This window comes from Rhodococcus sp. WY5 (genome assembly GCF_018588185.1).
GTDB lineage: Bacteria > Actinomycetota > Actinomycetes > Mycobacteriales > Mycobacteriaceae > Rhodococcus_F > Rhodococcus_F qingshengii.
In genome coordinates, this window is record NZ_JAAMPR010000001.1 from 5,923,985 (window position 1) to 5,950,615 (window position 26,631).

The following is a 26,631-nucleotide window of genomic DNA, read 5'->3' on the forward strand; positions in this document are numbered from 1 at the left end:
AACTTTCATGGCCCAGCGAACCTGGTCGAGCACAGTCGTCGAACATCACCGTCTTCGTGAGGATCTGGCGGTTGTTCGTCTTGTCGGCGACGTCGTCCCGTTCCGACCGGGCCAGTACGTCGACGTCAGCGTCCCGCAGAATTCGCGGTTGCTCCGTCGACTCTCCCCCGCACTGCCTCCCTCACACGACGGGAAGTTGGAGTTTCACGTCAAGACGGTTCCCGGTGGTTGGGTCAGCGGTTCGATAGTCAAGGACACCCAGCCTGGTGACGTCTGGCAGATCCTCGACCCGCGCGGCAACCTGTCCGTCGACGAGAACGGCCCCACCGTCATCATGGTCGCGGGCGGAACCGGTTTGGCCCCACTCCGGTCGATCATTCTCGATCTGGCTCAGACCCCGAACCCGCCGCAGGTGTACCTCTTCTTCGGTGGCCGAACGCTTCGTGATCTCTACGCTGCGGACATGCTGTGGCTGCTCGCCGACCAGTTTCCGTGGTTGCAGCCCATTCCTGTCGTCGAAGATCTCTCCGACGGCGGCCCGCCCGACGGATGGTTCGACCGGTTGAACGTCGACATCGGATTCGGCGACGATCATCTCATCGAAGGCACGCTCGCCGACGTCGTCGCGTCGTACGGTGCGTTCACCGAACATCAGGTCCTGGTGTGCGGATCGGCGGCCATGGTTCGGTCGACGCGTGATCGATTGATCGAGGCCGGAACGCCGGCCGAGGTCATTCAGTTCGATCCGTACTGACGGTCAGTACGTCGGGTCGTTGCGAACGGTATCGACGTCGATGCCCACTGCGCGAAGCCTGAATTTGGTGCTGTTGACCATGGATTCGCTGCCGACGACCTGAATGTCGTAGCCCGCCCAGTCCCCGAACGAGGTCACGACCTTACCGACCTTGCCGACGATGCGCCGCTTCATGCCGATCGGCGGCAGTGGCTCCGCTTCGGTGTGCCACCACGGATTCTCGTCTTCTTCGGAGACCGGGATGATCGTGAGCCACGGGTACTTCTCTGCCAGCTTCCACAGATGTGGAAGGTCGTAGAGATCGCACGGATGCTGTCCGGAGTAGAACAGTTGGACCTTGCGGGTGTTGCCGCGTCGGATCAGTTCGAGGATCTGAGCGCGAAGAGGCGCGACACCTGTTCCCGACGCGATCATCAAAAGGTCCTTGGAGTTCTCCGGAATCCCCAAGGCGCCGATGGGCGAACCGACCACCCAGGTGTCACCGACAGCGGTCTGGTTCACCATGACCGGGCTGACCCACCCGCCGGTGACCTGGCGGATGTGGAACTCGAGGATTCCGGTCCCGTCGTACGGCGTGGCCGGAGAGAGGTAGCGCCACATCCGTGGCCTCGCGGCGACCTGCACGCTGACGTACTGACCGGCGCGGTACTCCATCGTCTGGTCGAGTTGCAGCCGCACGACGGCGACGCCCTTGATGACCGGGCGGCATTCGATGACCGTGGCACTCCACGCGGGCGGACCGTCTTCCGCGTTGGCGGCGTCCATCATCGCTGCCGAGATGATCGCGAGCGCGTTGCGCCACGCGCTGTCGACCTCGTCTGTCCACATTTCGGCGCCACCGAAAGTCTCGAGTGCTTCGATCAGGGCATTGCCGACTGCCGTGTAGTGCTCGTCGGTGACGCCGTACTTGCGGTGATCGCGGCCGAGCTGCGCGAGGTACTCGAGTATCGCGTCGGACTCGTCGAGGCGTTCGACGACGTGAGCGATAGCGCTGACAAGCCGGTCACGCTGCACATCCATCGCTGCCGGAAAGAACTCCCGGGTTTCGGGCGATCGAGCGAACAGGATCGAATAGAAGGTACGGGCGAGCCGTTCCGGACCATCTTCTACCGCAGCGACGGATTTGAAGCTCGACCGGACCAGAGAGATTGCTTGCGAATCCACGCTCATCCTCGTCCCGACTAGACGCGGCAAGACCCGCCGCGGAATTTCGTCTGCAGCTTATGTCACAAATGTCTGACTCGTAAATCATTCTGGACAAGTGTCACAATGCGACCCCATTTCGCGGTGTGACCGTCCCTTTCTTATTCTTGCGTGCAAGATAAACAAGAGCTTCGACACTCTCGATCGCCGAGCTAACGTTCAGCGAAATCTCAACCAGCCAAACAGGAGTCGTGCCGTGGATTTTGTTCGACAGGACGAATTGCCCACCGATAGCGGGCTTACGTCCCAGATCGCCTCCACTACCCCGACGCTGACCGAGCTTCAACGTCGGGAACTCGAGTGCGTCGAATTTTTCGACTCTCCGGAACTGGGCCACCTCCCGACGTCTCGGCGGCGTGAGGCCTTGCGTGAACTCCATCGGACCGGCACCTACACGCACACAGCGGAGGAATTGCTCGTCGGCGCCAAACTCGCGTGGCGAAACCACGCCAGGTGCGTCGGTCGCGCGCATTGGCGGACCCTCAAACTCATCGACGCGCGCGATGCCGTCACGGCTTCCGCTCTCGCCGAAGCATGCTGGGAGCACCTGCGACTGTCGACCAACGGCGGCGCTCTGCAGTCGGTCGTGACGGTCGGACCACTCCCCCGCGAGGACGGTCAGGAGTACCGAATCCTCAGCCCGCAACTGATCCGCTACGCCGGCTACCGGCAGCCTGACGGCACCATTCTGGGCGACCCGTGGCACGTCGATCTGACTGCTCAGGTCACCGCGATGGGGTGGAAGGGCGCCGGTACGCCGTTCGACGTTCTCCCCGTACTGATTTCGGTCCCCGACGAACCCCTGCAGTACTTCGACGTCCCGACCGACCTGGTTCTCGAGGTCGAGATCGAGCATCCCGAATACAGCTGGTTCGCTGATCTGGGGCTTAAATGGCATGCCGTCCCTGCGGTCTCGGACATGAACCTCGACATCGGCGGAATCGTTTATCCCTGCACGCCGTTCAGTGGTTGGTACGTCAGCACCGAGGTAGGCGCACGCAACTTCAGCGACACCGATCGCTACAACATGTTGCCCACCATCGGAGCGATGATGGAGCTCGACATGAGCCACGACCGCACGCTCTGGAAGGACCGCGCACTGGTCGAACTGAACCGTGCAGTTATCCACAGCTACCGCAAGGCCGGCGTCATCATGGTCGACCATCACACTGTCGCAAAGCAATTCATCGATCACATCGCGCGTGAGGACAAGGCCGGGCGCAAGTGCCCGACCGACTGGTCATGGGTGAACCCGCCCATGTCCAGCTCGCTCACGCCGACGTTCCACCGCCTGTACGACGAGCCCGATCTCGACATCCGGCCCAATTTCGTGACAAAAAAGAAGAAGGGCACCGACCAAGGCCGGTGCCCCTTCCACAACTGATCGCGCTCAGAAGGGGATCTGCCCCAATCCGACGCCGACCACGAGCATCGTGATCGAGATCAGGCCCGCTCGCCACAGAACCTTCTTGTGGTGATCCGCCAGAGAAACACCGGCGAGTGTGACCAGTAGCAGGATCGCCGGGACCAGCGGGCTCTGCATGTGCACGGCCTGCCCGGTGATCGAGGCGCGCGCCATCTCCACCGGCTCGATGCCGTACTGCGCTGCAGTCTCGGACAGCACCGGCAGCACACCGAAGTAGAACGCGTCGTTGGTCATGAAGAACGTGAGCGGGATACTCAGGACGCCCGTGATGACGGCGAGGTGCGGGCCCATCGCGTCGGGGATGACCTGAAGCAGCCACTCTGCCATCGCCTCGACCATGCCGGTTCCCTGGAAAACGCCGGTCAGCACCGCTGCTGCCAGCACCATCGCGACCACCGAGACGATGCTCGACGAATGGCGTGCGATTGCTTCACCCTGATCCTTGACCGCCGGGAAGTTCACCGCGAGGGCGATCGACGACGCGATCATGAACAGCACCGGGATGGGCAGGATGTCCATCACGAGTACGACGAGAAGGATCGTCGTCAGCGCAGCGTTGAACCAGAGCAATTTCGGCCGCAAGGTGTCCCGCTTGGGGTCGAGGCCGTCGATGAATCGTCCGGTGTCGCCGCCGTCGTCCTCGGAGTCGTTCGAGCCGCCGGTGCCGGCGCTACCGGTGCTGGAACTTCCACCGTTTCCGACCTTTTCAAGGATGCGCTCAGAAGTCAGGACCAAAGTCCCGATCCTGCGGCGCTCCATGATCCCGAGGTGAATCGCGAATCCGAGCACCATGATCAGGCCGACGATCAACGACGGCACCATCGGCACGAACACGTCGGAGGGCGAGAGTCCCAGCGCGCTCGCGGCCCGGACGGTCGGGCCGCCCCACGGAATGATGTTCATCGTCGCGTTGGACAGGCCGGCGATCACCGTCAGAACGACGGGACTGACACCGAGTTTGAGGTAGAGCGGAAGCAGCGCCGAGGTCACGATGATGAAGGTCGTCGAACCGTCTCCGTCCAGCGAGACCACCATCGCGAGCACTGCGGTTCCGACCACGAGCCTCATCGGATCGTCACGCACCATCCGCAGGATGAGCTTGACCAGCGGATCGAAGAGTCCGACGTCGATCATGATTCCGAAGAAGATGATCGCGAAGAACAACAGCGCCGCAGTGGGTGCGAGCGACTTGATGCCGTCGGTGATCATGTCGCCGATTCCGAGGCCGGCCCCGGCAAGTAGTCCGAAGGCCACCGGAACCAGAGTCAGTCCCACCACCGGGGTCGCGCGTTTGGTGAGGATCAGGAACATGAACACCGCAACCATGAGAAAGCCGAGTGTGACGAGCATGATGAACTCCTTTAGTGCTGAATTGCCGAGAAAAACGGCACGGCAAATCGAGCCGGTGACCTTCGTGGAGGTGAAACGAAACTTCGGTAGTGCTCAGTTGATGCCGGGCGGATCGAGTGTTGCGTCGACGAACCGGGATTGATCGGTGAGGAATGCGGAGAACTCGGGTTCGGTGAGAACTGCACTGTTCCAACCGTTTCGGCGAGACAGCTCGTTCCAGCGCGGGCTTGCCGCCAGATCCCGCACCAAATTCTGCAAGTGCTGACGCTGATCGTCCGTCAGGCCCGGCGGCGCCATGAGCCCGCGCCAATTGGTGAACGTGACGTCGACGCCAGACTCCGCCATCGTGGGCGCATCCACCGCCGGGGTACGGGCCGGCGAACTGACCGCAAGGACCCGAACCGTGCCTGCCGCAATCTGATCGAGGTATTCACCGATACCGGTGGCGGCTACGTCGACCTGCCTCGTGAGCAGTGCGGGAAGCAGTTCGCCGCCGCCGTCGTAGATGCGGTACGGGGAGCGCGACGGATCGACGCCGACCGCCCGTGCGAACAGAAGGCGGAACAACCCGTCCGGTCCACCTTCACTCGAACCACCGCCGATCGAGATCGACGACGGATCCGCCACCCAGGCCTGCGTCAGATCGGCGAGAGTTTTGTACGGTGAATCTGCTGGAACCAGTAGCGCTTCCGGTTCTTCGACGAGTCTCGCAATCGGTGTCACGTCGGCAAGTGTGTGCTCGGACGGCAGTATCTCGAGCGAACCGAGAACTCCGAGCCCCATGACCATGAGTAGGTCGGGATTCCCGCTTTCGAGAGCCAACCGGTTGAGTCCGACGATGCCGCCCGATCCGGGCAGCACAACGACGTCGGCGTCGACGGTCCCTTCGTCGGCCAGTGCTTGCACCATGGTCCGGGCGGTCAGGTCGTAACCACCACCGGCCACCGAGGGCACCAGTACGCGCAGTTCTTCGGAACTCTCACCCGCTCGGCCACCGGCGACGAAGGACTCGACCGGAGTGCATCCGGTCGAGAGCACGAGACTCATCGCGCAGGCACCGAGCAGGGCGATATGCCTGCTCAGCCGCTTCGATGTGCTCATGGCTTCGTCCTTGTCTGCCGGTACCGATGTGTGAACAGGTTTCATACTGACGCACTTTGTGACTGGGGTCACCATTGGGAAAGCAAATTGATTTGTGCTCATTGTGCTCACGAACGGCCGCTTTCCCGGCATCGAACTGAAGGCTAGGGTCTGGCTGGTGTCCTCAGGAAACGAGCAGGCGGAGCGAGAGAGCAAGTCGTCTCTGTTTGCCCGGCTGTTTCGCCGCCGGCACACTCTGGCGACACAACTTCTCGAACTGCAACTTCTGATCGTCGTTGCAGTTCTCGTGTGCGTCACCGCCCTCTCCCTCGCACAGTCGTCCGCGAGTTTCCAACGCGAGGAGGGACGTCGCGCACTCTCGGCAGCGGAATCGCTCGCAGCCAATCCGGCAGTACGCGAGCTACTCCCCCAGGCGCAGACCCGTCTCCGCTCCGGACTACAAGGTTCGGTCGACTCGGTACGCGCCATCTCGGGCGTCACCTACGTCTCGCTTGCCGACGCCGACGGCAGTGTCGTCATTTCGACGCGTCCCGGTGATGTCGGCATCGACGCACGTCAGACAGAGGATCGGTCGTGGACGGGTTTGGTCGACACGCCCTCCGGCAAGGCCGTGGAGGCGCACGTTCCGATTCTCGGCAGCGAAGGAGCGATTACCGGAACCGCGATCGTCGGCATCGAGTACCCCTCGATCTGGACGCGACTGCTGCAATCTGCACCGAACCTCCTGGTATACCTCGCGGTGGCCTCGCTTCTCGGGGGCGTCGGTTCGATCCTGTTGGCCCGCAGGGTCAAACGGCAGACTCTCGGCATGGAGGCCGGCGAGATCCTGGACCTGGTTCGCCAACGTGAGGCGATGCTGCGTGGCCTCAAGGAAGGTGTCATCGCATTCGACGCGCAGGGAAAGGTGGTGCTGATGAGCGACAGTGCCCACCAACTCCTCGACATCCCACGCGGCAGTGCCGGCAGATCGGTGCGGGACCTCGGTCTCGACGACCGCCTCCAGAGTGTACTGACCTCCGGCACAACCGAATCCGATCAGTTGGTTCTTGTCGGCGATCGCCTGCTCGTCCTCAACACCGTCTTGATCGAATCGAAAGGCCGCACCATCGGGTCGGTCACCACTTTCCGCGACCGCACCGAATTGCGCTCCGTGGAAGAAGAACTCGACGTGACCAAAACCAGCACCGACGCACTACGCGCCCACATCCACGAGTTCGACAATCAACTGCACACCATCTCCGGCCTCATCCAGCTCGGCGAATACGACGAGGTGGTCGGCTACGTCGAGGGTCTGACCATGGAGCGCGCGCAGGTCAGCGCGACCGTGACCGAGAAGATCGCCGACGTCGGCACCGCCGCACTCGTGATCGCCAAGATAGGTGCTGCTGCACAGGGGTTGGTCACGGTCGAGCTGGCGGCGGACACGCATCTGGAACCGGTGGACCGCAGACTCGGACGAGATCTCGTGACAGTGGTCGGAAATCTCGTCGACAATGCCGTCGACGCCGTCGGTGAGATGCCGGAAGCCGCGCGCCGCAAGGTTCGGTTGTCGATTCGGGGCCGTGGCACCGCGGTCGAAGTGCGGGTCGAGGACGCCGGCCCCGGTATCGCGCCGGAGAATCGCGACAGGGTGTTCGGCCAGGGTTGGAGCACCAAGGGACAATCGAGTGACGGACACGGTTTCGGTTTGGCGCTGGTGCGCCTGACGTGTCGTCGGCGGGGCGGCGACGTCACCGTGAGCACTCGTTCGGCAGAGGACATCGAGTGGACTGTCTTCAGCGCAGTCCTACACGACGGAGAGGGCGCATGATCCGGGTACTGGTGGTCGACGACGACTTCATGGTGGCGAAGGTGCACAGCGGATTCGTCTCGCGGATAGACGGTTTCGAAGTGTGCGGCGTTGCCCATTCGGCCGAGACCGCACTGGCCGCAGTCGGTGAGTTGCAACCCGACCTGGTTCTTCTCGACGTCCACCTGCCCGGCACCACCGGACTCGATCTGATCGCCCCGTTTCGCGAGCTGGCACCGGAGCTGGATGTTCTTGTCATCACTAGTGAGCGCGAGGCCGGCTCGGTCAAGAAAGCGCTGCGCAGCGGCGTCGTGCATTACCTGATGAAGCCCTTCACGTTCGAGGTTCTCCGTGAGCGTCTCGAGCGGTACCGATCGACATATGCGAATCTCGACAGCTCCGGCGAAGCAGAACAGACAGCAGTGGACGAGGCCTTCGGTGTGGCAGGTGGCGCGCCCGGGGCGTCGTCCCACAAAGGTTTGCCCAAAGGACTCAGTCCTGAGACCCTTCAGCTGGTCGAGGCAGCACTACGAGACGAAACCGAACCCGCCTCGGCCACAGATATTTCCGAGAGGGTCGGCATCTCACGCGCGAGCGCGAGGCGCTACCTCGAATACCTCTACGAAACCGGGCGGTCCACCACTTCGCTGAAATACGGAGTGGTGGGCCGCCCGGAACGTCGTTACGTCTGGAAACGCTGACCCTTCGCTACCCGACGCTGGTTCCTAGACCGCGCGGGCGCTGGTCTCCCAGTACCGCGCACGCAGCGCCTTCTTGTCCAGCTTGCCCAGCGGTGTCAGCGGAAGGGAATCCACGAAGTCGATGCTCTTGGGAGCGTGAACCGAACCCTTGGCCGCCTTCACCTTGTCGACCAGTTCCTCGGTGTCGACGGTCAGTCCGGCACGAAGTACGACACAGGCCTTGACGGCTTCGCCCCACTTGTCGTCCGGCACACCGACTACCGCCACCGACGCGACGGACGGATGCGCCGAGATCACGTCTTCGATTTCGCGGGGGAACACGTTGAAACCACCGGTCACGATCATGTCCTTCTTGCGATCGACGATGGACATGAACCCGTCCTTGTCCTTGCGCGCGATGTCGCCGGTGTGCAGCCAACCACCCCGGAACGCCTCAGCGGTTTCGGCCGGCTTCTTCCAGTAGCCCTTCATGATCAGCGGGCCACGGACGCAGATCTCACCGAGTTCTCCCTGCGGCACCTCGTTGAGGTCGTCGTCGAGCAACCGGACGTCGAGCCACGGCACCGGACGCCCACACGTGGCGAGGCGGGCCGGATCGTCGGCGAGGTGTTCTTCCTTGCGCAGCACCGAGATAGTCATGCCGCACTCGGTCTGACCGTAGAACTGGAAGAAGATCTGACCGAACTTCTTGATGCCCTCCTGCAGTCTGGCGGGAGACATCGCGGACGCTCCGTAAAACAGCGTCTGCAAACTCGAGACGTCCCGCTTGGGCAGATCGGGGTGGTCCATGAGCATGTAGATCATGGTGGGCACCAACATGGTTGCCGTGATCTTGTGCTTCTCGATCGCTTCGAGCACAGCACCTGGCTCGAAGGCAGGCAGGACGATCAACGCACCGCCGCGCAGCAAGGTCGGGATGAAGAACGCTGCACCTGCGTGTGAGAGTGGCGTGCAGATGAGGAAGCGGTTGTCCTCGGGCCACTGCCACTCCGACATCTGGATCTGATTGAGCGCAGCACCCGAACGGAAGGATCCGACAACACCTTTGGGCTTGCCGGTCGTTCCACCGGTGTAAACCATGCTGCTGGCGTCTTCGGCGTCGACGTGCGCTGCCTTCAGCGGCGCGGGCTCGAACGTGGCAGCCAGCGCGAGGATGTCGATTCCCACCTCGGACGGCCCCATCGAGAGCACGTTGGTCAACGAGGGTGACGACGCCTTCAACTCGGCGGCACGCTCTTCGAAGGCATTGGGATCGAAGATCAGCGTCTCGATCTCGGCGTCGTCGACGATGTACTTGTGGTCGTCGAGCGATCCCATCGGGTTCAAGGCGCTCGCCCGGCAGCCGGTGATCATGGTCGCGCCCATACTGATCAGAACCTCGGGGCGATTCTTCGACAGCATCGCGGTGCTGGTGCCCTGAGTGATTCCCAAAGACGCGAGCGCCTGGGCGAAGCAGCTGATCTGATCGCGCATCTGACCGCCGGTGAGGATCACGTCGCCGAGGTACAGCGCGGGCTTGTCGTGATTGCGTTCCAGAGCGGTGATGAGCAGGTCCGGACCGTATACCGGTCGGTGCAGGTCAGCGAACTCGTCTGTCATCTGGTCTTCCTTCTGCTCGGCGCGTGCAGTCATCGAGATGTGCTCCCGGTCACGGATACGATATCCAGAATTGCACAAAACTGGAACAGGTTCCACCTCTTCGATCGAATCCGAGAATGCTCCCGATCAGCGGGAAGCCCGTCGTCACCCGCGAGAGCGGTGGTTAGCGTCGATGTACCCACCGAGACGACAGCGTCTCGGTCGCGTCCAACGGAGAGTGTCATGACTACCAACCTCGGTACCGCCCACTTCACGGCAACTGCTCCGCGTACTGCCACCACGCTCCTCTCCGATTTCGACTCGTTGTACGGCACCGTGCGCTCGGCACCCGACGGGGCCGTCGTCGAGCAGGACGTCGTGTTCTTCGGGCGCCCCGATCCCGGCGCACTGCTCACCGGATCCGTGAGGGCGCTGAGTTCGGCACTCGAGCGGATCACCGAATACCACGACCAGACCGGGCATCTGGTGGCCGAGGTCTTCGTCCGGGAAGCCCCGACAGCGGGCACCGGAACCGATTCCGTTGCCGCCCTTGCTGATTTCGCTGCTCGTCGTTACGGCTCGGCGTCACTACGACGCTTCCGCGGACGTTGCACCGCGACTTCCACGGGAACAGATCTGCACTGCTCCGTGACAGTGCTCGCGACGTACGAGAAGGACCACGAGAGCGTGGCCGACGTAGCTCTGGTCGCCACCGATCCCGCTGGGGTGGTCACTGCCCGGGCCTGGGCGACTTACGCGATCGACGATGTGGCGACACTCGCGAGCTGAATCTCTGCAGGTCACCGAGTAGGCGTTCCATCCAGCGGGAACTGCCGTATCTCCAGCGGACGCTTCGTCGTTGTATGAGACGGATCACATCACTGGAGCGTCGCAAGACGCGGCTCGGAGGAAGACATGGCACTCGGAACCGGCCCACTCACCACTACGGACACCCCGACGCAGACGGGCGCCGGCGAGGAAATTCGAGAAATCGAAGCGGCAGCGCCTCCCGCACGGTTCGCACGTGGATGGCACTGCCTCGGACTGAGCAATACCTATCGCGACGGTCAGCCCCACCAGATCGAGGCATTCGGCACCAGCCTTGTCGTCTTCGCCGACAGCAAGGGCGACATCAAGATTCTCGACGCATACTGCCGCCACATGGGTGGCAACCTTGCTCACGGAACCGTCAAGGGCGATTCGATCGCCTGCCCGTTCCACGACTGGCGTTGGGGCGGTAACGGAAAATGTACGGCGATCCCCTACGCACGACGCGTTCCGCCGCTGGCCAAGACGCGGGCATGGATCACTCTCGAGAAGAACGGTCAGCTGTTCGTCTGGCACGATCCCCAGGGAAATCCCCCGCCCGCCGAGGTCACGATCCCCGACATCGAGGGCTTCGGAAGCGATGAGTGGAGCGACTGGAGCTGGAACACGCTCACCATCGAAGGCTCTCATTGCCGCGAGATCGTCGACAACGTCGTGGACATGGCCCACTTCTTCTACGTTCACTACTCGTTCCCCAAGTACTTCAAGAACATCTTCGAAGGTCATGTCGCGAGCCAGTACATGGAATCGGTGGGACGTGAGGACGTCATCAGCGGCACCAACTACGGCGATCCCAACGCTGTGCTCCGTTCGGATGCTTCATATTTCGGACCGTCGTACATGATCGACTGGATCAAGAGCGAAGCCAACGGGCAGATCATCGAGACCGTCCTGATCAACTGCCACTACCCGATCTCGAACAATGCGTTCGTCCTGCAGTACGGCGCGATGGTCAAGAAGCTACCCGGTATGGACGACGAGTCCACTGCCGCGATGGCCGCGCAGTTCACCGAGGGCGTCGAGATGGGATTCCTTCAGGACGTGGAGATCTGGAAGAACAAAGCTCCGATCGACAACCCACTGCTCTCCGAGGAGGACGGCCCGGTTTACCAGTTGCGTCGCTGGTACAACCAGTTCTACACCGACGTCGAGAATGTCACGGAAGACATGACGAAGCGCTTCGAATTCGAGATCGACACCACCCGCGCAGTGGAGAGCTGGAAGCGGGAAGTCGCCGAAAACGTTGCCGCACGCGACGCCCAGGCACTTGAGACAACCTCCTGATCCGCAGTCGAAAACACTGCTGAGACAACCAGACTGGATGCAAGGAACAACATGACGTACGAAGTGCTCGAACAGATCAACGCGATGGCCGACGACATCTTCGCCGAAGGCATCGAGGCCGAGCGGATCGGCCGGGTGGCCGACGACACCGCCAAGAAGATGAAGGCAATCGGTTCCATCCGCATGCTGCAGCCCAAGGAGCATGGCGGCATGGAGGCGCATCCGCGCGAATTCGCCGAAACCGTCATGCGGATGGCTTCACTGAACCCGTCGGCCGGCTGGGTCCACGGGATCGTCGGAGTTCACCCGTGGCAACTCGCGTTCGCGGATCCCAAGGTGCAGCAGGAGATCTGGGGATCCGATCCCGACACCTGGATGGCATCGCCGTACATGCCCGGCGGAATGTGTATCCCCACCGACGGCGGCTACAAGTTCTCCGGTCGCTGGCAGTTCTCCTCCGGTACCGACCATTGCGACTGGGCATTCCTCGGCGCGATGGCGTGTGACAAGGACGGCAACATGGAGATGCCGCCGCGCATGCTCCATGTGATCATTCCGCGCACCGACTACGAGATCATTGAAGACTCGTGGGATGTCATGGGACTTCGCGGCACCGGCTCCAAGGATCTCGTAGTCAAGGATGCGTATGTCCCCGATTACCGCGTCATGGACTGCGACGAGGTCATCGACGGCACGGCAGTGCGCAAGTACGGGCGCACCGAGACGCTGTACCTCATGCCGTGGTCGAACATTTTCCCCCTCGGAATCACCGCCGCCACGATTGGCATCTGCGAGGGAATGCTCTTCCACGCCAACGAGTACCAAGCCGATCGCATCAACGCGCAGGGCACGGCGATCAAGGACGACCCGTACACCTTGTTCGCCATCGGTCAGGCAACCGCCGACATCCGGGCTGCGCGCGACACCCTGCTTGCCAACGTCGACCGCATGTGGGATCGAGTGGACGCTGGCAAGGAAGTGACCTTCGAGCAGCGCGCGGAGGGACGTCAGACTCAGGTACAGGCCGCCTGGCGCGCCGTCAACGCAATCGATCAGGTCTACCCACGCTGCGGTGGCAACGCATTGCGGATGGACAAGCCGCTTCAGCGATTCTGGCGCGATGCTCATGCTGGACAGCATCACGCAATTCACGTGCCGAGCACCGTTTTCCACGCCGCATCACTGAGCCGTCTCGGCGCAGACCCGCAGGGTCCGCTGCGGGCGATGATCTGATCAGACTTCGACACAAGAAATCGACAGGAAAAAGACACGATGACACGCACCGACATCAAGGGACTTGGCTACGTCAAGATCTCGACCAACGACATGGCACGTTGGCGCACTTTCGCTTTCGACGTTCTCGGCTTCGCCAAGGGCAGTGGGCCGGACGAGAACGCGCTCTACCTACGACTCGACGAGCGTGCTGCTCGCATCGTCGTCGTCGAGGGTGAGCGCGACGAGATCGTCAACATCGGTTGGGAGGTCGCCGACCACGCCGCACTGCGCCGCGTTCAAGAAGCACTCGAGAAGAACGGCACCGAGGTCGAGCAGCTTTCGCTCGCCGAAGCAGATGCTCGACGGGTCGAAGAGGTCATCGCCTTCACCGATCCCGGCGGAGCAGCCATCGAGGTCTTCCACGGAGCGATCCTCGACCACAGCCCCGTGGTGACGCCCTTCGGCGCTCGATTCGTCACCGGCTCACAGGGTCTCGGCCACGTCGTACTCCCCGTCATGGACAGTGCTGCGAGCTTCGACTTCTACACCGAGGTGCTCGGCTTCTACCCGCGCGGCGCCTTCCGCCTGCCGGCCCCGCCTGAATTCGGGCCGCTGCGAATCCGTTTCATGGGCGTCAACGAGCGTCACCACAGCTTGGCCCTGTGCCCGGCACCGCACGGCGGCGCACCCGGCCTGATTCACATCATGGTCGAGGTGGACACCCTCGACGCCGTCGGCCAGGCACTCGACCGCGTGATGAAGGACGGATTCTCCGTGTCGTCGACCCTGGGTCGTCACACCAACGACAAGATGATCTCCTTCTACGTCCGCGCACCCGGCGGCTGGGACATCGAGTTCGGCACCGAGGGCGCGAGGGTGGATCAGGACTCGTACTCCTCCGAGGAGATCACCGCTGACAGCTACTGGGGCCACGACTGGTCCGGAAGCGAACCACTGGCAGCTATGTAGTACCGCCGGTGGCGATCAATACCTGCCGGTGGCGATGTAATACCTGCCAGTAGTTAAACGACGAGGGGGTTTGCGCGAGCATTCGCGCAAACCCCCTCGTCGTTTCCACCGCGACGCGCCCGAAAACAGACCGGTGATCCACTTCACAAATCCGTAACTCTATGACACTATTTCTAATTGAAATAGCCAGTTCACTGGTTGTGGAGCTCTAAGAGAAGTGAGGTACACGATGACACTGCAGGCTGTGGATGCTTTAGGCGCCGATTCGGCCCCGACAGCAATTCTCGATCGCGTCTCGCTGGTTCTCGACGCCTTCGACGGTCCCGGCAGGTTGACGCTCGCTCAAGTCGTTCGGAGCACAGGCCTTCCCCGCTCGTCTGCCCACCGCATGCTCGAACGTCTCGTCTCGATGCGTTGGCTGCGTCGCGACGGCCGTGACTACGAACTCGGTATGCGCCTCGTCGAACTGGGATCGCTCGCGGTTCATCAGGACCGCCTCCACGCTGCAGCCATGCCGCTTCTCCACGAGCTCTACCGAGTCACCGGATTCGTGGTTCACCTCGGCATCCTCGACGGGCCCGATGTGGTCTACATGGAGAAGATCGGCGGACGCCTCGCCGCCGCAGTGCCGACGCGTGTCGGTGGTCGACGCCGCGCCGAGACCACTGCGATCGGTCAGGCACTGCTCGCGTTCGGTTCGCCGAAGTCCCCGGGCTACGCACTGCCCCACCTCGCCAGAATCCGCGAGTCCGGGGTGGCCTTCGAATCCGGAAACGGCCTACCGGGATTCAGCTGTCTTGCGGCACCGATCGGCCCCATCGGCCGCGCCGTCGCCGCGGTATCCATCTGCGCGCCGTCGAAGGCCCTCCGCCTCGACCACGTCAGCGCAGCGCCGGTCCGTATGGCGGCCGCTGCAATTTGGCGAGGCATCGACGGCGGATCGCTGAGCGTCACTCCGACTTTGCAACGTCGTCATCTGCTGCGCAACATGCCGACCGCAGCCGGGGCTTGACTCAGATACTCGAACCGTTGCCGGTGAGCCCGGCTTGCTCGAGCGCCAACACGTACTCCTCGACGTTCTTCCATTTGCCAGGCGTCGAGGGCAACGGTGATCCCAGTCGGTCGTGCTCGGCGACGTTCGCGAACTCGGCGGTCGCACGATCGATGTCGTCGAGCAGTTCGCGAGCAAGTTCGATCTCGGCTCGGAAGTACCGTTCCGACCATCGCAACGTCATGACCGGGAACGACCAGGCCGGCTCGTTCTCGGCATGATCTGCGTGGAGTTTCGCGCGTCGAATCTGCTCTTCGACATTGGCGATGTGGGCTTCCACCAGCGCCTTCAGTCGCTCGGGCTCGTTGAGGTGTCCCATCCACAGACGCAACATCACACCGTGCTTGAGCACCGGAACTTCCACCGGTGCCTCCCGTGACCACGTCCGGACGGCGTCGGTTCCTGACTGAGTAATGGAGTAAAGGCGCTTGCCTCGCACCCCTGGTTCGGAGACGACCCGGGACTCCACGAACCCGATGCTTTCGAGCTTCTTCAGTTCTGCGTACACCTGGCTGATGGACGGGCTCCAATAGAAGAAGCCGACACTCCAGTCAGCCCACTTCTTCAAATCGTTTCCGGTCAGCTCCTCCCCGAACGTCAGCATCCCGAGCACTGCCCAGCTGGTAGCGGGAAGTCCTCGGGACACGTCATCAGGTTCGGACATGCCCGAAGTCTAACAATCACTGGTCATTTGCTGGTTTCGTAGAATCCGAACGGACCGCTGAGCGGGATCAAATTTGCTCGAAACCCCTCCACCTGCCACTCGGTCGGTCCTGACCCGTGCCGAGAAGCCATTGCTGCCATTGAGTGGGACTGCCGCTGGATTACGGCCGCGGCGCCACACATCGTTGCTTCTGAAGCTGTTTGCAGAGTTTTGAACAAAAGATTTGAACAAGGAGACGACATGACCGTGGAAAACGCCGAGCCGCCAGTTCTGGACGGACGCACACTTCGCAACGTGATGAGCAATTTCTGCACCGGCGTCACCGTCATCACCGCTCACGACGGAAATTCACCCCTCGGTTTCACCTGCCAGTCCCTGGTCTCGGTATCGCTTGATCCCCCGTTGCTCTCGTTCTGCCCGGCGAAGACGTCGACAAGTTGGCCGAAGCTTCGCGAAACGGGAACTCTCTGCATCAATGTTCTCGCCCACGATCAGCAGGACATGTGTTCGGCGTTCGCTCGCGGCGGGACGGACAAGTTCCTCGGCGTCGAGTGGGATGCCGCCGGCAACGGTGCTCCGGCGCTGAGCGGCGCGCTCGCCCGCATCGAAGCAACGGTCGAGCAGGAGCACGACGCCGGTGATCACACCATCGTCGTCGCACGCATCACCGATCTGAACGTGCTACGCCACGACGGTCCGCTTCTGTTCTACCGCGGCGGGTTCGGACGCTTCGACGCCTGAGTGCTCAGGCTGTCCCGCTGCGTGGGAGATGCCGGCGCCGAATCGAGCCCGCACCGATAGCGTCCGAAGTAGTTGTCAGACCCTGAACTTCTCGACTGATCGGACTAACTCGATGACCACTCTCGAACCAGACACCACGGCCGCGATCACGGCGACGGTTACCACCTACCTCGACGCCGTGGCTCGCGGATCGTCAGCGGACATCGCCGCCCTCTACGCCGAGAACGCGACGCTCGAAGACCCGGTCGGCAGCGAACCCCGCGTCGGCAAGGCCGCGATCACCGAGTTCTACGGCGCTCTCGAGGGCGGTTCGCAAGAGACGGAACTGCTTACCTTGCGGGTGAGCGGATCCAGCGCGGCCTTCCACTTCCGCGTCGTCACACCGGTGGGCGATCAGGTCTACGAGGTCGAACCGATCGACGTCATGACTTTCGACGAGGACGCCAAGATCACGAGCATGCGCGCCTTCTGGTCACCGGCCGATCTGATTGCACGCTGATGCGTCAGGTCAGTTGCCGCAACTGCGGAAACCGTGTCCTCGTCGAGAAGTACAGCGAAGCGCACACCAGCGTCCAATGGCTCGAAGAGTCGCAGGAAGTGTGCCCGGAGTTGGGTCGCGCGAACAGCCGTGCCAACGCTCAGCGGACGTGTGGCGCTCTGCGCCAGACGATCAACGACCTTGCCGACGCCGGTGAGCTGGAGATGAGCCTGCGCAGCTACCCGGTGCCGGGCAAGCTGTCCTGAACGCTTCCGCGTAGCATTTCGGCGAACATGCGCGCCGATTCCAAGTCGTCGGCGTTCGGCCGCCCCTTCCGGATACCGCCGAAAGGCTTGAACGGGAGATAGGTATCCCACGCACGGGACGAGAAGGCTGCGACCACATCGAAGCCCTTCTGTTCGAGCAACTGAACCAGTGGACGCGAGAAGCGATGAATCCCCTTGTCAGGAAAACCACTGGTGGCGAAGACAAAAGCCTTGGATCGCCGTTCTTCGGGGAGTGCCTCGACGAACGAGCGTAAATCTGCGTGGTACGAGCGTAGGTAGATGCCGGAGCCGAACCCCACCAGGTCGTAGTCGGCGAGCTGCGCGGCGTCGATGTCACCGGGCTCGACCACGCGAGCATCGAGAACTTCTCCGATGACGTCGGCGATCAGCTTCGTATTGCCATGGGAGACAGAGGTACACACGATGATTGCTTTCATCGGCTGAGTTCTCTCATTTTGGACATACGCATCCCTCCGCCTGGTTTGTCACTGACAGTTCCAGGATAGAGGTCCGGGCGAAGCTACGGACAATGGTGGTGATGGGGAATGATGCCGGTATGTCAGCACGATTGAAGGGGCGAAGACGTGCGGTGAACGCGCTGCTCGTCGACGTCGAACGATGGGCCGCTGAGCACGATGACGTCAAAGCTGTGGCGCTGGTCGGGTCCTACGCGCGCGGCGCGGAGCGTATGGCGAGTGATCTTGATCTGATGATCCTGGCCGACGACGCGAACGCGCTCGCAAATGAAGACTGGTTCGACCGGCTCCGCCCCGACGCGCGATTCATCAGAGCCGCCAACTGGGGGCCAGTCCGAGAACGACGCTTCCGCCTACGGTCCGGTCTTCTCGTCGAACTGAATTTCGCGAGCGAGAGCTGGGCCGACCTTCCGCTCGACGCGGGCACTCGACGCGTCCTCGAAGACGGCCACCGAATCCTGTACGACACCGGGCCTCTTCGCGTCGCTACGAGCGCGGGAAGAACTGCTCGATGAGCACCAAGACGGTCTTCGAGACCTTGGCCGCCGAAATAAACGCGCTGCGCGGCTCTCCCGTCGTCGCGATCGACGGCGTCGACGGGAGCGGCAAGACGACATTCACGAAAAGTCTTGCAGCACAGCTGAATGAACGCCCCGCCATTGTGATTCACGTCGACGACTTCCTCAATCCGCCGGAGATTCGCCATCGCAGAGGTCGGCTGTCACCGGAAGGCTTCTGGCTCGACAGCTACGACTACGACGCCCTCGAGCGTCATGTTCTCGCCCCTCTGAGACCGGGAGGTAACCGCGAGTACCGACCACGACGGGACAGCGACGCGTACTTGCATGCAGCCGACGGAGCCGTGGTCCTCGTCGAGGGACTCTTTCTGCATCGGGACGAATTTGCTTCCCGATGGGACTATTCGATCTTTCTCGACGTGCCCTTCGAGATCACCGCCGAGAGAATGAACCTTCGCGAAGGAACGAACGCGGATCCGGAACACCCGTCGATGAACCGTTATGTCGGCGGCCAACGTCTGTACTTCGCGGCTGCAGAGCCCTGGACCCGCGCGGACAGTGTCATCGACAATTCAGACCCGAAACTGCCTCGAATCACGACACATGCCGCCCACTGGAGTTGGCAGTCCGCATCGCCGGCCCCGCGTTTCATCGGTGCGCTGTGGATGTGAATTGGAAGGTTGCGGCATCCACGATCTCAGCGGGCGTGATGTCGATTTCGCCGTTGAGCCAGGCCGTCACCAATTCGGCCAGGCCGCCCACGAACAGTAATCCGTTGATCTCACCCTGATGGGGAGGCCAAGCTCGATCGCCGTACAAGAGCGCAGCCTCGTCGGCCACCATCTGCGCGAACCCACGCAGCGCTCCCCGCCGGTGAGTGCGCAGCGGCTCGTAAGCCACCGACTCGACCATCGCGACACGCCCTTTCCGAGGATCGTCCGTCAGGATGTTGACGAACGAAGCAATGGCGCTCCGCACGCGCTCCTCCCGTGTCCCCTCGGTCGTTCGGAGTGCAGCCATTCCGGCCACGCGCACCTCGTCGACGATTCCGTCGAAAACCTGCTGGAGGAGCTCGTCCCTGCTGGTGAAACTCTCGTAGAAATATCGCTCTGTCAGCTTGGCATGCGCACAGATGGCGGTCATGGTGGCACCCTGCCTGCCCGCGGCCGCAAACACGTCCAGTCCTGCTGCGAGCAAGCTTTCACGCCGAAGCGCGGCCCGCTGCTCACCACTCAGACCGGCATATCGACGGGGCGTGGGAGAAGCCATGAGTCGATCTTGACAGACGACGCGACTGTGACGCAGACTACCCCCATCTGACAGGCACCACTGTCAGATGAAAACGGAAGGCAGGTACGTGATGTCGAAAATCCTGGCCGCTCCACCCATCCGGTCGCAGTTGCGTCCCATCTCAGGCAACTCGGGACTACCCGGAATAGGGCAAACTTTCGAATACATCCGCGACCCTCTCGCTCTGATGCAAAAACGCTGGGATCGTTACGGCGAAGTCTCGTGGTTCTCGATGGCCGGTAGACGATGGGTCGCAGCCCTCGGGCCCGACGCATGCCAAGAAGTTCTCCAGAACAAAGACCGCGCTTTTGTCAACAGCGACGGGTGGTCAGTGCTCATCGGTCCCTTCTTTCACGGGGGTCTGATGCTTCTCGACTCCGAAGAGCACCTACGACAACGACGCATCATGCAACAAGCCTTCACGAGATCGCGTCTCGAAAAGACCGTGGACGTGCTGAATCCCGCGATCGCCTCCGCGCTCGACGCCTGGACTCCGTCCGATGGCTTCCGCGCCTACACCGCTCTCAAAGCTCTCACACTCAACCTCGCGACCGACATCTTCATGGGCGGCGCGGAAGGGACCACTGAAAGCGAAATCGACTCTGTGAAAAAAGCTTTCGTCGATTGCGTGCAAGCTGCAACCTCGGTGATCCGTTATCGAGTTCCCGGCACCAGATGGAAGCGCGGCCTCGACGGGCGCCGAACCCTCGAAAACTTCTTCCGCCGCTACCTACCTGCGCGCCGTTCACGCGAAACCGACGACCTGTTTTCCGTTCTCTGTCACATCGAATCAGACACCGGACAGCGCTTCAGCGACGGCGAGGTGATCGATCACATGATCTTCCTGCTGATGGCCGCACATGACACCTCCACCATCACCATCTCGACAATGATGCAATATCTCGGCCAGAATCCTCAGTGGCAGAACAGATGTCGGGCGGAATCACTCGCACTGAGTACGTCGACGCCGAGCTATGCCGAACTCGACCAACTCGCCGGCTTGGACCTGGTGATGAAAGAATGCCTCCGACTCGTCGCTCCCGTGCCGGTCATGGCTCGCCGAGCGGTGTGTGACACCCAGATACAGGACCACTTCGTACCCGCTGGGACCTACGTGTCAGTGGTGCCACATTTCACTCACCACATGCCGCAGTACTGGCCCGACCCCGAACATTTCGATCCCGAACGTTTCGCGGACCACCGACGTGAAGACAAGGTGCACCGGTATGCCTGGGAACCGTTCGGTGGAGGCGTGCACAAATGCCTCGGCATGCACTTCGCCGGCGTCGAAATCAAAACGATCATGCACCACCTGCTCACACGCTTCGATTGGCAGGTCGCGCCCGGCTACACCGCCCCTCTCAACTACATGTCCTTGCCGTTCCCCTCCGACGGACAGCCGATCGATCTGAAACCACTCACGACTTCTCATGACCGGTAGCGACCGAACCGACGTCAGGATCAACTCGCACATGACTACCGGCACAGACGCTTTCGAAATCCAGAGGAAAACATGAGCACTCGGCCTGCCCGAAACCGGCATGCACGCGCTGCTCCGAAACCAGAGGTCGTCGCAGCGGCGGAGTTCCTACTCGCAGAATCCGACGCCCATGTCTTCCGTCGCCGCTATCTCGAACTGCTCACCCACACCACAGCACCGGATGGCGCAACCGTCACGGACTACACGGTCGCCGAAAGGTATCTACTCAACTCTGCAGCAAAGAGACGTGCTGCGCGGCGCCCGGCCAATCCTTAGCCACGATCGCCGGTCGGGCAGCGCTCGCGGCGAACGTCGAGAACCTCGGCACCGGTTTCACGAATTCGTCGTGGGGTAACGACGAAGAATAGAGTGCGCTGCCTGGGTGACGGCGGTGCGATCGTAGGTTTGCACGAAGTCGAAGGTCCGCTCGAGATCTGGACCGTTGTCATGAAGATCTCGCGCCGACAGCATCGCCGCATGGTGCGGTCCCAGAGTGACGACCGTCCACTCGTTGACGAGATCATCACCCGGGTCGAGCGGCGCGTGTTGAACTTTACCGTCGAGCATCACGGACAGTCCGACACCGTACACACCGGCAAACCCTACGGTATCGGCGAGGTGACGCCACCGTGCTGTTGTGGATGCGGTGAAATGCTCGGCTTGTTGAAAGGTGCCCAGAACAAGCATCGAGGAACCCGATGTGGCGGCTTGCGCTTCGAGGGACTTGCTCAGTTGGATCAACAGACGCTTGGTACCGCGCCGGATCCGGCTGTGAGCAGACACGATCGAGTAGGGAGTGCCCACCTCGGGGATGGGATCACTCCACACCGGACTGTCGGGCATCGCGACGACCGGTTCGGACAACAGTGAACTCGGATCGTCGACTGCGGGATACAACTCACCCGTTCCGTATGTGGCTCCGATGGTGATTGCGGCAAGACGGGACGATTCCGAGTCGACACCCTCGGCAAGGATAATCGCGTTCGATCGCTCGACGTAGGCGCCGAGCGCGTGCACCGTCGTTCCCACTTCGAAATATGCTGCCTTGGAAAGCAATTCAGCGGAAGTGATAATGATGTCGGGTTCGACCAAAGACAGAAGTGTCGCCGAGTGCCTGTCGATGCCGACACCGTCGAGTGCAATCAGACGCCCGCCCGCGCGGGCTTCTCTGATCACTGCCAGAGAGTTGTGGGGATCGGTAAGCACCGATGCGCTGTCAACCGTGATGACGATCCGTTGCAGATTTCTCGTCGCTCCTTCGATACCAGGAGCGTTCAGAGCTGCTCGGGAAGCCGAGTCGACTGCCACCAGCAACGGCAGACGATCCGCGACGGTGCATGCGAGTGCAGTACGGGACATGGCCAGTTTGTGACTGTCGAATTCCGAGCGTTGCTGCATCAATTGCGAGGCGCGACGAAGGGCATGCGCCGAACACAGAGAGGAATTGTCAGGCCCACGCAATTGCAACTCGGCGCCTGCAAGTGCGTGGTCGTCGAGGCGGCGTATCGGTGCGAACTGCATGCTTACTTCCAGACCAATCACATCGGAGAACTGGGTGATCGGAGAATTCGACGATGTCGAACCGTTGCTGGTGTCATACGCCATGGTGTGGCTCTTCACTACGAGTCGGGACCACCAAGCGTTCATGCGGCCGGACGCGTCGATGGCAGCGCCGGCTGCTCGACACCGAACGAGACTACCGCAAATCTCGGCGCAACCCGGTGACGACAACCTGACCCCGCGCCGCAAAGTGCACATCGACACGCAGATCAGACCAGAAACCAAGTCAACGCGTATCGAGCACTGCTCACTTCACATCGTTCGTGGGAGTTGTTTCCGGCTCAAGCACCGAGAGCATCAGCGGTCGACGTGGCATCGCCCGCAATGAGTTCGGAGGCGCCGAGAGCCTGAAAGATCATGGAGACCGCTCGCGTCGGGGCAAACAAGCGAATGCGGTTGTTGCCACGCCCCGCAGCATCGACAACGGCATTCGCCACTCCGGACGACATGAAGGTCACGCCGGAGAGATCGACGTGAATATCGGTGCCGACCAGGAGAAGTCGGTCGAGCGCGTGCACCAATTCCACCCGCTGACCCATGTCCAATTCTCCGGCAAGTCTCAGTACCGCATACGAAGGGGTGTAGCTTTCCACGTCGATACTGTACCGATGCCCTTCTCGGCCGGCGCTGTCGAAGAGATCGAGAACATTTGCAGCTGAAGAACGTTCGTTGATCGTAGTCATGAAAGCCTCTTGTCTGGACTCGGCGTGCCCCACCGCCCGAATCAGCGATGAATCACTGTGCGTCGGATAACCAACCGTGTCGGTCACTGCGTTCCAGACGAACTCTGCCACCGGCAGGTTTCGCCGACACAACCACATCTATAACGCTAGGGTCTCGAAAACGTCACAGCGCGATATCGCACTTTTGGCGCCACCCCCGACGCACTGAACCGCTACCTCGCCTGGCCCCCGACGTGCCTGCGGGGCGACGTCTCTGCGGCGTCGACCACTGGCTTTCTCGCTCATCGGGAAGGTGGGTTCGCCGCACCACCATTCCGCAATACCTTCTGTGACATGGATAACATTGTCGACGTACTCGTCATCGGATCGGGAGCTGCCGGATCGGCCGCAGCGCTCCAAGCGCACGCCGACGGCGCATCGGTCGTGATTCTGGAAAAGAGCGGACCTGATTCCGCGGGCGGCAACACTCGACTGTCCGGCAGTGGATGGTTCGTCAACCAGGACCCCGCTGCCGCCCGAACCTTCCTGCGTTCGTTGAACGGGGAGTTCCCCGTTGCCGAGGACGTCATCGATGCCTGGGCCGAGAACACTCACGGACTGTCCGACTGGATCCGCAGTCTGGGTGCAACTGTAGCGATGACCGGCGATTTCCATTCCGCGGCAGAGTTCGCCGAACTTGACGGAAGTTCTTGTTACGCAGGGATGGACACCGTCGAAGGGAAGATGGGCAATGAACTTCTCTACCGGTTCCTCGTCTCCGCTCTCGCTGAACGCGGCGTCACAACACTATTCGACACCGAAGCCACCGGACTGCTGACGGATGAATCCGGAGCGGTGACCGGAGTCGAGATCCGTTCGGGTGAAAAGACTTCGCAGATCCAGGCACGCCGGGGCGTCATCCTTGCCACCGGAGGATTCGAAGCAAATCCGACGATGGTGCGCGACTACTTGCGTCTGGAGAATCCAAAGATCTGGGGCTCACCATCGGCAACCGGCGACGGTCACCGCATGGCACAGGCCGTGGGCGCCGATCTGTGGCACATGAACAACATGATGACCATTACGGGAATTCCCGGCGACCTCGAAAATCCGACTGGATTCTTCCTCGCACTGTGGAACGCGCACAACTATGTGTTCCTCAGCCGGGAAGGTAGACGCTTCACCGACGAGTCAGCCGAAATGCGGCATGGTCATGTGTTCAGAGAGGGTTCTTACCAACACTTTCCGGTGCAACCGATGAACGTCGTCTTCGACGAGACGATGAGGTTGGCCGGACAGCTGAGCCCCGGCCGCGACGCACTGCCCGTCGGCCACAGGGTTCTCGACGAAGGGTACGAGTGGAGCTCGGACAATCAAGCCGAGATCGACAAGGGATGGATCCTAAAGGCGGACACGCTCGCCGAACTCGCCGAGAAACTCGGACTGGACCCAACAGTCGTGGAAACGAGCGTGCGACGCTACAACGAGGCGTGCGCGGACGGCATCGACCATTCGTTCGGCCGCAATCCCGAAACTTTGGCCCCGGTGGCTACCGCTCCGTTCTACGCCGTCTCCGGGTCGCCACTGCTGGGATGGAGTAGCGGTGGGCCGCGCCGCGACGGTCATTCCCGCGTACTCGATACTGCCCGCAATCCAATTCCTGGCCTCTACGCCGCGGGCGCGGTCAGTTCCACCTACAGCGCGGCGAAGGACGGCGGATTCCACATTGCCGACGCCTTCGCATTCGGCCGTGTCGCCGGGGCCCATGCCGCCGCGCGTAAAGCTTGATATCGCCGGCCTTTCGACTGACTAGCCACGCACGATTACGTGGCTGGTCAGTGGTGATCGATCGTCACGCAGATGAATCCTCTGCGCCGGATGAAACCGGGATTCGTACCGGGACGCTATCGTGGCAGCGTACGACATGCTCGCCGAGAGAATCCGAATCATCCGCGCCGAAGGTCTTCTGCCGATTCACGCCCGAGCAGCCTTGACCTCGTCGAAGAACGCGATGACGGCTGCCTCGTTCTCCGGCGGAACAGTCAGCGATGCCCGTGGACCCGCTACCGCGATCGAGTCGTCGGCGAGCCTGTTCCCGATGGTGAGTTTCAGTCCCGACTTCGACGGTTTCGCCTTCACCGCAATGTGTTCGACATGCCAACGAGCCACTTCGCTCGTGCTCGCGGCGGTGCGGTCGAAGACCTCCACCGTGCGGTGGTCGAGGACCATCACGATGTTGGTCCCGACGGTGACTTCCAGATAGCGCCGTTCCGCCACGGTGTACGCCTTTCGGTTAGGTGAAACCGACGCTACACACCGTGGCGGAACTCAGCGTGTCAAAACCTCAGCTGTTCAAGATTTCAGCTGTTCAAGATTTCAGCTGTTCGAAACCTCAGCGGGACGAACTTCCTGCATCCACCGGCAGGGCGACCGACGTGATGTAGCGAGCCTCGTCGGAAGACAGGAACAGAGCAGCGTTCGCTACGTCCACCGGTTCGATCCACGGAATGGCGAGCATGTTCATCGTCATCGCTGCGGCAGCAAATTCTTCGCGCGTCGGGTTCTCGAGATCGGGGCGGAACTTGCCGCGCACCAACGGGTTTTGAATCATGAGGGTGTCGACGTTGGTGGGATGGACCGTATTGACGCGTACGTTGTGCGGAGCCAGTTCCTTTGCCAGCGAACGCATCAGACCAACGACTCCATGCTTGGCTGCGGTGTAGTGCGCGACTCCGACCAGCCCCCGAAGTCCGGCGATGGAGCTTGTGAGTGTCATCGATCCCCCGCCCCGCGCGATCAAGTGCGGAGCCGCGACGGTCGTGGTGTGCCACACGCCGGTCAGATTGACGTCCACCATGGTCTGCCACATCGTTTCCGACATGGTCAGGGCCCCATCGGAGGACGTGATACCAGCTGTAGCGCAGACGATGTCGAGACCACCGAGCGTTCCGACGGCCGAGTCCACGGCACTGCGTAGTGCCTCGAGATCCCGAACGTCCACTACCGCAGATTCGACCTTTCGCCCCAGCGCCCGGATCTGCGCCACTGTCTCATCGAGATCGGCCTCCGTCGCGGGCGGCGTGACTGTGGTTTCCACCGAGGTGCACACGTCGACCGCGATGATGTCCGCGCCCTCTTCGGCAAAACGCACGGCCTGAGCCCGCCCGATTCCTCGTGCCGCACCCGTGATCAGCGCGATCTTGCCTTCCAATCGAGAAGTCATCAA

28 protein-coding genes are annotated in these 26,631 nt (G+C 61.9%); 17 read left to right on the plus strand and 11 right to left on the minus strand.

The genetic code is table 11. The annotated features are described in order from the left end of the window. Nucleotides 1-7: 7 nt before the first annotated feature. Nucleotides 8-754 (plus strand): FAD-binding oxidoreductase, encoded by a 747-nt coding sequence (locus G4D79_RS27330; RefSeq protein ID WP_003944435.1) that lies wholly within the window; start codon nucleotides 8-10, stop codon nucleotides 752-754. 3 nt (nucleotides 755-757) lie between these two features. On the opposite strand, the gene G4D79_RS27335 is transcribed toward G4D79_RS27330, so the two are convergent. Continuing rightward, nucleotides 758-1,918, minus strand: coding sequence for a globin domain-containing protein (locus G4D79_RS27335; protein WP_003944359.1), 1,161 nt, complete (start codon nucleotides 1,916-1,918; stop codon nucleotides 758-760). A gap of 235 nt (nucleotides 1,919-2,153) precedes the next feature. Between G4D79_RS27335 and G4D79_RS27340 the strand changes: the two genes are divergently transcribed. Further along, a complete protein-coding gene (locus G4D79_RS27340) occupies nucleotides 2,154-3,341 on the plus strand; it encodes a nitric oxide synthase oxygenase (RefSeq protein WP_042924169.1) in 1,188 nt (395 codons plus the stop codon). 6 nt (nucleotides 3,342-3,347) lie between these two features. Here the strand turns inward: G4D79_RS27340 and G4D79_RS27345 are convergent, their stop codons facing one another. Beyond that, nucleotides 3,348-4,733 (minus strand): CitMHS family transporter, encoded by a 1,386-nt coding sequence (locus G4D79_RS27345; RefSeq protein WP_003944372.1) that lies wholly within the window; start codon nucleotides 4,731-4,733, stop codon nucleotides 3,348-3,350. Nucleotides 4,734-4,826: 93 nt separating this feature from the next. After that, nucleotides 4,827-5,834, minus strand: coding sequence for a tripartite tricarboxylate transporter substrate binding protein (locus tag G4D79_RS27350; protein ID WP_250887583.1), 1,008 nt, complete (start codon nucleotides 5,832-5,834; stop codon nucleotides 4,827-4,829). Between the two features lie 157 nt (nucleotides 5,835-5,991). Between G4D79_RS27350 and G4D79_RS27355 the strand changes: the two genes are divergently transcribed. Together G4D79_RS27355 and G4D79_RS27360 are read left to right on the plus strand one after the other, a co-directional pair. Next, nucleotides 5,992-7,644: an ATP-binding protein gene (locus G4D79_RS27355; RefSeq protein ID WP_230359592.1), complete on the plus strand. Its 1,653-nt coding sequence runs from the start codon at nucleotides 5,992-5,994 to the stop codon at nucleotides 7,642-7,644. Continuing rightward, complete coding sequence (locus tag G4D79_RS27360) at nucleotides 7,641-8,324, plus strand: response regulator (protein WP_042452198.1); 684 nt, start codon at nucleotides 7,641-7,643, stop codon at nucleotides 8,322-8,324. Before G4D79_RS27355 ends, G4D79_RS27360 begins: the two co-directional genes overlap by 4 nt. Before the next feature lie 24 nt (nucleotides 8,325-8,348). Here the strand turns inward: G4D79_RS27360 and G4D79_RS27365 are convergent, their stop codons facing one another. Next, nucleotides 8,349-9,923 carry an AMP-binding protein gene (locus G4D79_RS27365; RefSeq protein ID WP_031332006.1) on the minus strand — a complete coding sequence of 525 codons (1,575 nt, stop codon included), beginning with the start codon at nucleotides 9,921-9,923 and terminating at the stop codon, nucleotides 8,349-8,351. Between the two features lie 222 nt (nucleotides 9,924-10,145). On the opposite strand from G4D79_RS27365, the gene G4D79_RS27370 reads away from it, so the two are divergent. The 5 genes from G4D79_RS27370 (at nucleotide 10,146) to G4D79_RS27390 (ending at nucleotide 15,210) form a co-directional block, all read left to right on the plus strand. Beyond that, nucleotides 10,146-10,691, plus strand: a complete 546-nt coding sequence (locus tag G4D79_RS27370; RefSeq protein ID WP_042924167.1) for a hypothetical protein — start codon at nucleotides 10,146-10,148, stop codon at nucleotides 10,689-10,691. 126 nt (nucleotides 10,692-10,817) lie between these two features. Then, nucleotides 10,818-12,014 carry a Rieske 2Fe-2S domain-containing protein gene (locus G4D79_RS27375; protein WP_003944428.1) on the plus strand — a complete coding sequence of 399 codons (1,197 nt, stop codon included), beginning with the start codon at nucleotides 10,818-10,820 and terminating at the stop codon, nucleotides 12,012-12,014. A 51-nt stretch (nucleotides 12,015-12,065) separates the two neighbouring features. Beyond that, entirely contained in the window at nucleotides 12,066-13,247 is a 1,182-nt protein-coding gene (locus G4D79_RS27380; protein WP_003944352.1) for an acyl-CoA dehydrogenase family protein, read from the plus strand. A gap of 39 nt (nucleotides 13,248-13,286) precedes the next feature. Then, nucleotides 13,287-14,198: a biphenyl-2,3-diol 1,2-dioxygenase gene (gene bphC / locus G4D79_RS27385; protein ID WP_007726736.1), complete on the plus strand. Its 912-nt coding sequence runs from the start codon at nucleotides 13,287-13,289 to the stop codon at nucleotides 14,196-14,198. Between the two features lie 229 nt (nucleotides 14,199-14,427). Further along, nucleotides 14,428-15,210 carry an IclR family transcriptional regulator gene (locus tag G4D79_RS27390; protein WP_207624488.1) on the plus strand — a complete coding sequence of 261 codons (783 nt, stop codon included), beginning with the start codon at nucleotides 14,428-14,430 and terminating at the stop codon, nucleotides 15,208-15,210. A 1-nt stretch (nucleotide 15,211) separates the two neighbouring features. Here G4D79_RS27390 and G4D79_RS27395 read toward each other — a convergent pair whose 3' ends face one another. Further along, nucleotides 15,212-15,913, minus strand: a complete 702-nt coding sequence (locus G4D79_RS27395; RefSeq protein WP_003944324.1) for a PadR family transcriptional regulator — start codon at nucleotides 15,911-15,913, stop codon at nucleotides 15,212-15,214. Between the two features lie 240 nt (nucleotides 15,914-16,153). On the opposite strand from G4D79_RS27395, the gene G4D79_RS27400 reads away from it, so the two are divergent. The 3 genes from G4D79_RS27400 (at nucleotide 16,154) to G4D79_RS27410 (ending at nucleotide 17,398) form a co-directional block, all read left to right on the plus strand. Then, complete coding sequence (locus tag G4D79_RS27400) at nucleotides 16,154-16,654, plus strand: flavin reductase family protein (protein ID WP_007726733.1); 501 nt, start codon at nucleotides 16,154-16,156, stop codon at nucleotides 16,652-16,654. Nucleotides 16,655-16,766: 112 nt separating this feature from the next. Then, entirely contained in the window at nucleotides 16,767-17,153 is a 387-nt protein-coding gene (locus G4D79_RS27405) for a nuclear transport factor 2 family protein (RefSeq protein WP_003944423.1), read from the plus strand. Next, the gene (locus G4D79_RS27410; protein ID WP_007726731.1) at nucleotides 17,153-17,398 is read left to right on the plus strand and encodes a hypothetical protein; all 246 of its coding nucleotides are present in this window, start codon (nucleotides 17,153-17,155) and stop codon (nucleotides 17,396-17,398) included. The genes G4D79_RS27405 and G4D79_RS27410 overlap by 1 nt, the downstream gene beginning before the upstream one ends. On the opposite strand, the gene G4D79_RS27415 is transcribed toward G4D79_RS27410, so the two are convergent. Continuing rightward, nucleotides 17,371-17,856 carry a flavodoxin family protein gene (locus G4D79_RS27415; protein WP_003944338.1) on the minus strand — a complete coding sequence of 162 codons (486 nt, stop codon included), beginning with the start codon at nucleotides 17,854-17,856 and terminating at the stop codon, nucleotides 17,371-17,373. The two genes, G4D79_RS27410 and G4D79_RS27415, sit on opposite strands and share 28 nt — an antisense overlap. A 119-nt stretch (nucleotides 17,857-17,975) precedes the next feature. Between G4D79_RS27415 and G4D79_RS27420 the strand changes: the two genes are divergently transcribed. Both G4D79_RS27420 and G4D79_RS27425 read left to right on the plus strand, forming a co-directional pair. Continuing rightward, nucleotides 17,976-18,410, plus strand: coding sequence for a nucleotidyltransferase domain-containing protein (locus G4D79_RS27420; protein WP_037131485.1), 435 nt, complete (start codon nucleotides 17,976-17,978; stop codon nucleotides 18,408-18,410). Next, nucleotides 18,407-19,084 (plus strand): uridine kinase, encoded by a 678-nt coding sequence (locus G4D79_RS27425; RefSeq protein ID WP_214514594.1) that lies wholly within the window; start codon nucleotides 18,407-18,409, stop codon nucleotides 19,082-19,084. The genes G4D79_RS27420 and G4D79_RS27425 overlap by 4 nt, the downstream gene beginning before the upstream one ends. On the opposite strand, the gene G4D79_RS27430 is transcribed toward G4D79_RS27425, so the two are convergent. After that, complete coding sequence (locus G4D79_RS27430; RefSeq protein ID WP_042452208.1) at nucleotides 19,062-19,682, minus strand: TetR/AcrR family transcriptional regulator; 621 nt, start codon at nucleotides 19,680-19,682, stop codon at nucleotides 19,062-19,064. The two genes, G4D79_RS27425 and G4D79_RS27430, sit on opposite strands and share 23 nt — an antisense overlap. Nucleotides 19,683-19,773: 91 nt before the next feature. On the opposite strand from G4D79_RS27430, the gene G4D79_RS27435 reads away from it, so the two are divergent. Continuing rightward, nucleotides 19,774-21,144 carry a cytochrome P450 gene (locus tag G4D79_RS27435; protein WP_082654885.1) on the plus strand — a complete coding sequence of 457 codons (1,371 nt, stop codon included), beginning with the start codon at nucleotides 19,774-19,776 and terminating at the stop codon, nucleotides 21,142-21,144. A 72-nt stretch (nucleotides 21,145-21,216) separates the two neighbouring features. Beyond that, nucleotides 21,217-21,459 carry a hypothetical protein gene (locus tag G4D79_RS27440; protein ID WP_064114255.1) on the plus strand — a complete coding sequence of 81 codons (243 nt, stop codon included), beginning with the start codon at nucleotides 21,217-21,219 and terminating at the stop codon, nucleotides 21,457-21,459. Between the two features lie 57 nt (nucleotides 21,460-21,516). Here the strand turns inward: G4D79_RS27440 and G4D79_RS27445 are convergent, their stop codons facing one another. Together G4D79_RS27445 and G4D79_RS27450 are read right to left on the minus strand one after the other, a co-directional pair. Next, nucleotides 21,517-22,788 carry an EAL domain-containing protein gene (locus tag G4D79_RS27445; RefSeq protein ID WP_082900991.1) on the minus strand — a complete coding sequence of 424 codons (1,272 nt, stop codon included), beginning with the start codon at nucleotides 22,786-22,788 and terminating at the stop codon, nucleotides 21,517-21,519. Between the two features lie 236 nt (nucleotides 22,789-23,024). Continuing rightward, complete coding sequence (locus tag G4D79_RS27450; protein ID WP_250887584.1) at nucleotides 23,025-23,426, minus strand: STAS domain-containing protein; 402 nt, start codon at nucleotides 23,424-23,426, stop codon at nucleotides 23,025-23,027. A 333-nt stretch (nucleotides 23,427-23,759) separates the two neighbouring features. Between G4D79_RS27450 and G4D79_RS27455 the strand changes: the two genes are divergently transcribed. After that, nucleotides 23,760-25,193 (plus strand): FAD-dependent oxidoreductase, encoded by a 1,434-nt coding sequence (locus G4D79_RS27455; protein ID WP_054187130.1) that lies wholly within the window; start codon nucleotides 23,760-23,762, stop codon nucleotides 25,191-25,193. 186 nt (nucleotides 25,194-25,379) lie between these two features. On the opposite strand, the gene G4D79_RS27460 is transcribed toward G4D79_RS27455, so the two are convergent. Both G4D79_RS27460 and G4D79_RS27465 read right to left on the minus strand, forming a co-directional pair. Then, nucleotides 25,380-25,682 carry a hypothetical protein gene (locus tag G4D79_RS27460; protein WP_042924156.1) on the minus strand — a complete coding sequence of 101 codons (303 nt, stop codon included), beginning with the start codon at nucleotides 25,680-25,682 and terminating at the stop codon, nucleotides 25,380-25,382. A 115-nt stretch (nucleotides 25,683-25,797) separates the two neighbouring features. Then, complete coding sequence (locus G4D79_RS27465; protein ID WP_063314848.1) at nucleotides 25,798-26,628, minus strand: mycofactocin-coupled SDR family oxidoreductase; 831 nt, start codon at nucleotides 26,626-26,628, stop codon at nucleotides 25,798-25,800. Between the last annotated feature and the right edge of the window lie 3 nt (nucleotides 26,629-26,631).